Here is a 5,862-nt window from a genome sequence, read left to right on the forward strand (position 1 = left end):
CTAGAAGCTTAAGCCTTAAAAATAAGTCGCCAAGGTAGCGACCATCTTTCTATGAAAGAAGCAGCAGATAAAGTTGAAGCAGCTCCAGCAGCTGAGTAATCTTTTTTAAGGTTTTCTTTTAGTTAAGTAAATCTTTGCATAACTTTTTAGAGCAAGCCTCGGCTTGCTTTTTTTGTGCCAGTAGGAAAGTGTTATGGAGCCTTGATTTGTTATTTGAGAGTTGGCTCGTCTGCGCTCGTCGTGGCATTAAGCTTGTTTATCACTTGATATTCCGCCCTAACGGCGTGTTACTTTCTTTTGCATGCCCAAAAGAAAGTAACCAAAGAAAAGGGCACACCGAGTCGCTTTCTGATCCAATCAATGAATAACTTTCTTAACGCACCAGTTCATACGCACATCCATGTGCTAAATGAACTTACAGCAAACGTCCTGTTTGCTGTTGCTGAAAGTTCTTAATTGTTTGGGAAAGCTCAACGGTGGGGTAGTTGTAGCCGCATTGAGTTGTAATTCGTCTGTGCTCGTCGATTCGTTTCGAATGTTATTTGCTTAAGTTTCGCCCTGTCGGCGACTTCGGGAACCTATAACTGTAAAGAACTCAAAGAGATTGGCCCCGATCGTTTTTTAATCTGAATAAATGACTACCTTCTTAATGCACCGCTCATACGCCACATCCATGTGGCGAATTGAGCTAGCAACGCCTGCTCATAAAACACGATACTGTCGTATCATTCGCTATCTTAGCTTGCTAAAGGTAGTCATTGATTCAGAAAAACTCAACGGGGGGAATGAACGTAGCCGCAATGATTAAGGTTTAACTCGTTCCCATGCTCTGCGTGGGAATGCATATTTCCTTATATTTTTAGAAGTAGGCTCGTCTGCGCTCGTCGTAACTTTAAGTTTGTTTATCACTTGGTATTCCGCCCTAACGACGTGTTACTTTCTTTTGCATGCCCAAAAGAACCCCATACCTACAAGAGCAAAGAAAAAGGCACACCGAATCACTTTCTAATCCAACCAATCAATCACTTTTTTAATGCACCAGTTCATGCGCACATCTATGTGCTAAATGAACTTACAGCAAAGATCCTGTTTGCTGTTGCTGAAAGTTATTCATTGTTTGGGAAAGTTCAATGTTGTGGCCGTTGTCGCTGCGTTGAGTTTTACTTCGTCAGTGCTCGTCATTGCTATCAATTTACTTGGTATTCATAATAATACCGTGTATTAATATTTTGGGTATGCTTGTTTACGCTATACGAATATAATATGAGATAACCGTATAAAAAATAATAACTCTTCTGCTTTACTTGTTTTGAGCAAGGCATCATTAAATAAATATTGAGATTTAAACCATGGCACTAGCAACCAGCCTAAGCGTACTTGAAATAAGTGCGATATTTTTATCAATTACCGCGTTACTCACCTATATAAATCATCGTTTTATTGGCTTACCAACAACCATTGGCGTTATGGTTATTTCAATGCTTTTATCTATCGGCGCTATATTTTTGGGCTTTTTAGGGTTTGATGGTCTTATAGATTACGAAGTGAGCTTACTCGATCAGTTAGATTTCCCTGAAGTTTTGCTTGATGGCATGCTTTCTATGCTGCTTTTTGCTGGGGCGCTGCACGTAAATGTTAGCGATTTAAGACGTTATAAATTGCCAATAGGCATTTTGGCCTGTGTTGGTACGTTGTTATCTACGGTTATTATTGCTGGCGCGCTTTATTTAGTACTTCCTTTGCTTGGTTTTGATTTAGCATTTATTTGGTGTTTACTATTTGGTGCATTAATTTCGCCAACCGATCCGATTGCGGTAATGGGAATTTTGCAATCTGCGGGTGCGCCCAAAAGTATTGAAACCGTGATTGCGGGAGAATCATTATTTAACGATGGTATTGGCGTGGTTATTTTTGTGCTTTTACTGGGGGTTTTATCCAGTGGTGATATTCCTACAACCTACTATGTAGCGCACACGCTCGCGGTTGAAGCCGGTGGCGGTATTGTTTTTGGTTTGGTGTTAGGTGGTATTTTATATTACTTACTCAAAAGTATTAATAGTTACCAAGAAGAAGTGCTACTTACTTTAGCGGGCGTTATTGGTGGTTATGCACTTGCAAGCCATTGGCATTTGTCGGGCCCACTTGCAATGGTAATGATGGGGCTAATGGTCGGTAACCATGGTCGTAGTATGGCTATGAGCGACAAAACACGCCATTACGTTGATTTGTTTTGGGAGCTGATTGACGAGATTTTAAATGCTATTTTATTTGTACTGATAGGGCTTGAAGTCGTCATGATTACATTTTCGAGTAATTTGTTTGTGGCTGGTGGCTTAACAATTTTAATAGCATTACTCGCACGTTTAACCGTTGTGGGTATAACAACGACTGCATTTAATAAGCAATTAGAGTTGCCATCCGGTGCGTGGAAAGTGCTAACCTGGGGTGGCTTGCGTGGTGGTATTTCGGTTGCACTGGTATTGCAATTACCCGATGGGAGCGAACGCGATATTCTTTTGGCTCTAACTTATGCGGTTGTAGTGTTTTCTATTTTAATTCAAGGTTTGAGTATTGGTAAAGTGGCCAAAACTATCCGTCAAATATAAATAGGTTAAATATAATTTTTTAAAAGTGTGTGAAATAGCTGTATTTCACACGCTTTTATTTCTCTCTTATAAAAACAAAAAGGTAATTAAAACGTAAACGCGAGCTGACGATGCAATCAACCGCATTAGAGTGTTAAATGGTTTTAAACAAACGATTAAACTCGTCTTGGGCTTTGTTATCCCCATTTAAAATCTTGGTTGATAAATTATAAATACGCTGAGTAATCCCTTGAACTTTTTCTTTAAAATCTTCAGCTTGCTGATGATCAATTCGATTATTTTTGTCGTATTTAGCTAATAACAAATCCATTACATGATTCATTTTAACTTTAAGCTTTTGTTGGGATATGCCTATTTGTTGAGTCCTTTCTGCGATCTTTGGTCTCGTATCAATTTCAGCCGCTAGCCATTGTTTATACTGGCTTACAAAATGGGGTGCATTCATGATCATTAATCCATTATTGGTGTCCAGCATATAACTACGAACGTCAGCGTTTGCTGAACCAATAAATAAATCATCACCAAACAGCATGACTTTTGAATGTAAAGACAAGGTGCTGGTTTCGTTCTCATTCGCTTGTTGATATTCACTGTAGTTAAACGTTGCTGATGTTGTTGACGTTAGTTGCGCTCTATAGTCTTCAAATGCTTTCATTTGCCACATTGCGAGTAGATTCACCACATTTAGATCCGTGGTTTCAATAGAGTTGGTGATGATTTGCAAACTCACATGTGTACAGTCCCAACTACCGTCAACCATAGCGCCTAGCGCGGCGAGTAGATTGCCGGGCATAAAGAAGTAAGCGTTATGGATGATAACTTGCTGTGGGTTATTTACAGTTGCCTGTTCACAGGTTTTCTTCAAGGATGCTAGCCAAGTTGCATGAATCGCTTTTCCATAATCAGCTTCTTTACCGTCAATAGACCCATAACCTCTTTTACTTTCAAAGAAAGGAAGGTTCTCTAAGTAGTAAACTTGAGCTGAGGCATCTAAAGCAAAAGATTGGCTTATTCCCTGGGTACGTGGAGCATAGTTGTTGTTATAACTCTCAATCATTTCAGTCATGGATTGCTCAACTTTTATTAAGCGCTGATCCAAACTAACAAAGTGTTGTTGATAATATTGGTCAACACAAGTTGGATTGTTGGTACTTTGGTTAGTGCAAAATTCCTGTGATTGTTTGTAAATATCCAAATTCATTAAAAAATCATTGGGGGCATGCTCGCGGATTTCATCAAGCGAGGCCACCATAGTAGTAAAGTGCCAGAGGCGGTCAAAAGTAGAGGTCACTTGTGGTTCTGGGGCATTAAATTCTAATCGCACATCGGTATCCATAAAAATATATTTACTGGATAAGGGACTCGGGTTCATATGATAAGAGTTTTCAACATTTCGACCGCCTAATTGCATGGTCTGTTGATCAACTAAGAGTAATTTATGATGTAAAAATTCAGTGAGATAATCCCAATCTCTGCGGGCAATTGAGTTATTTTCTCGATTGGTCGGTAAAAAGCTATTAACGGAATTTAATACTGGGTTGATTTGATCGCCTAATACTAATGTCGCTGTCGCTAATTTTATTTTCGCTGTTAACGAGGCTAAACCACCTTGGTAATTAGCTTGATAATATAATTTACCTAATTTTTTTAACTGAGCTTGGGTATCCGCACTGTCAGCGTTCGTTGAAGCGGATAATGCAGCTACATCTATTGATTGGCCATGTTCAAGAGAAAAAGCCATTAACTCGGGGTTTTTGGCATATAAGCCAGACAAGAAAATAGCTGACATAGGAGTCGATAAATTAGAAATACCAATGTCTGAAGCTAAGCGATTATTGATTTTTTCATTATCAAAGAGTTGTTCAATTTCAGCATACTTGTCTTGATTACAAGCAGCGTCTGCTTTACTTGATTGACCACAGCCTAAAGTTAAATAGACTGCATCTTTAACGATATTTTGGCTCGGTCTTCCATAAAGCCTAACTTGAATGTTACTGCCTCCTGCTTGTTGCAAATAACTGAGGTGGTCTAAATCCTTGTAGGTGCTGAGGTAATCTAATAATAACCTGACTTTTACGCCTCGTTTTGCTGCGTTTATCAGAGCTTGTGCTAATACAGAAGATGTGTGGTCGTCAGAAAAAATATAATAGGCAAGATCAATGTGGGTATTAGCTTGATTTATTAAGGCCAACTTGCTGGCAAAGGCCTGATCATTATCAGTGATCACCGTGGCGGCTTTTATGGGTAAGCTGCCAGTGGATGCATATTGAGTTAACAAGGCATCGTCTAATGCTACTTGCTCTCGAGTTGCACAAGCACTAAGTGTAAATATTCCAATTAAGATAAATAATTTACTACTAATCTGGGTTAGTCGCATTACTGATTCCTTGTATTGTTACTAAGTACTCATTGAAATGATTGTTGTTAAATCTAGTATTGAATTTTTTAGTTGATTGAACTTTGTAGTTGATTGAACTGATCATCAATATAGGTGGATTTTTTGTTAGTGCCTTAAAGGGTGTTTAAAACGAATAAGCAACATAAATTAATAACTACAATCAAGGCAATAACTTATAAATGACTAAAAATCCACCATATAGGCAAAATATGAGTTATTCAAGTGTTCTAGCAAAATCTCTTTTTTAAAAAACAAACTATCGCTTTTAAGTCACATAAAAATGAAGCCGTTAATAATAAGGTTGAACTGGTATGAACTCTTATCATCAAATTAAAACGATTCCTTATCGTTTATGATGGTTCGGTAAGTCTAGGCAACTAAGGCATTGCTAGCCCTGTTTTCTATTAGGATGATAAAAGTTTATGGCTGTCCGAGATCTACAAACCTATACCTACAAGAGCAAAGAAAAGGCACACCGAGTCGCTTCCTTATCCAACCAATAAATAACGTAACTACTCAGCACCTAATTCACATTTTTGATAGTTTATAGAAGATCAAAAAGGATCAACTTGATTGATCCTTTTTAGTCGTTACTCTAACTACTTTCTTCCTATTCCTATGATGAGGCAAAATGAAAGTAAGTGGTCTCGATATTGAGAGTAATGTCGAAAAGATAAAACAACAGATAGAAGCCGATAAAACATTATCGCCTTCTATGCGCACAACGTTAGATTTATTACTGCTTATCGTTAATTTGCTTTGTCAGCGTCTCGGCCTCAACAGTCGTAATAGTAGTAAGCCACCATCAAGTGACCCTAATAGAGAAAAGTCCCCAAAAAATAATAGTTCAAATACAAC

At 38.2% G+C, this 5,862-nt stretch carries 3 protein-coding genes; 2 read left to right on the forward strand and 1 reads right to left on the reverse strand.

Annotated elements, in window-relative coordinates:
* Window positions 1-1,349: 1,349 nt before the first annotated feature.
* A complete protein-coding gene (locus H592_RS0121025; protein WP_028870494.1) occupies window positions 1,350-2,606 on the forward strand; it encodes a cation:proton antiporter in 1,257 nt (418 codons plus the stop codon).
* Between the two features lie 133 nt (window positions 2,607-2,739).
* Here H592_RS0121025 and H592_RS0121030 read toward each other — a convergent pair whose 3' ends face one another.
* Window positions 2,740-4,983: a phospholipase D-like domain-containing protein gene (locus H592_RS0121030; protein WP_028870495.1), complete on the reverse strand. Its 2,244-nt coding sequence runs from the start codon at window positions 4,981-4,983 to the stop codon at window positions 2,740-2,742.
* Between the two features lie 652 nt (window positions 4,984-5,635).
* Between H592_RS0121030 and H592_RS24135 the strand changes: the two genes are divergently transcribed.
* A partial coding sequence (locus H592_RS24135; RefSeq protein ID WP_028870496.1) for a DUF6444 domain-containing protein occupies window positions 5,636-5,862 on the forward strand: 227 nt, incomplete at its 3' end.

The organism is Psychromonas arctica DSM 14288 (assembly GCF_000482725.1).
GTDB classification, from domain to species: Bacteria; Pseudomonadota; Gammaproteobacteria; order Enterobacterales; family Psychromonadaceae; genus Psychromonas; species Psychromonas arctica.

Bases quoted from the DNA above. Each gene is read 5' to 3' on its own strand.
- H592_RS0121025 (WP_028870494.1), top strand. From the start codon at position 1,350: ATGGCACTAGCAACCAGCCTAAGCGTACTTGAAATAAGTGCGATATTT.
- H592_RS0121030 (WP_028870495.1), bottom strand. From the start codon at position 4,983: ATGCGACTAACCCAGATTAGTAGTAAATTATTTATCTTAATTGGAATA.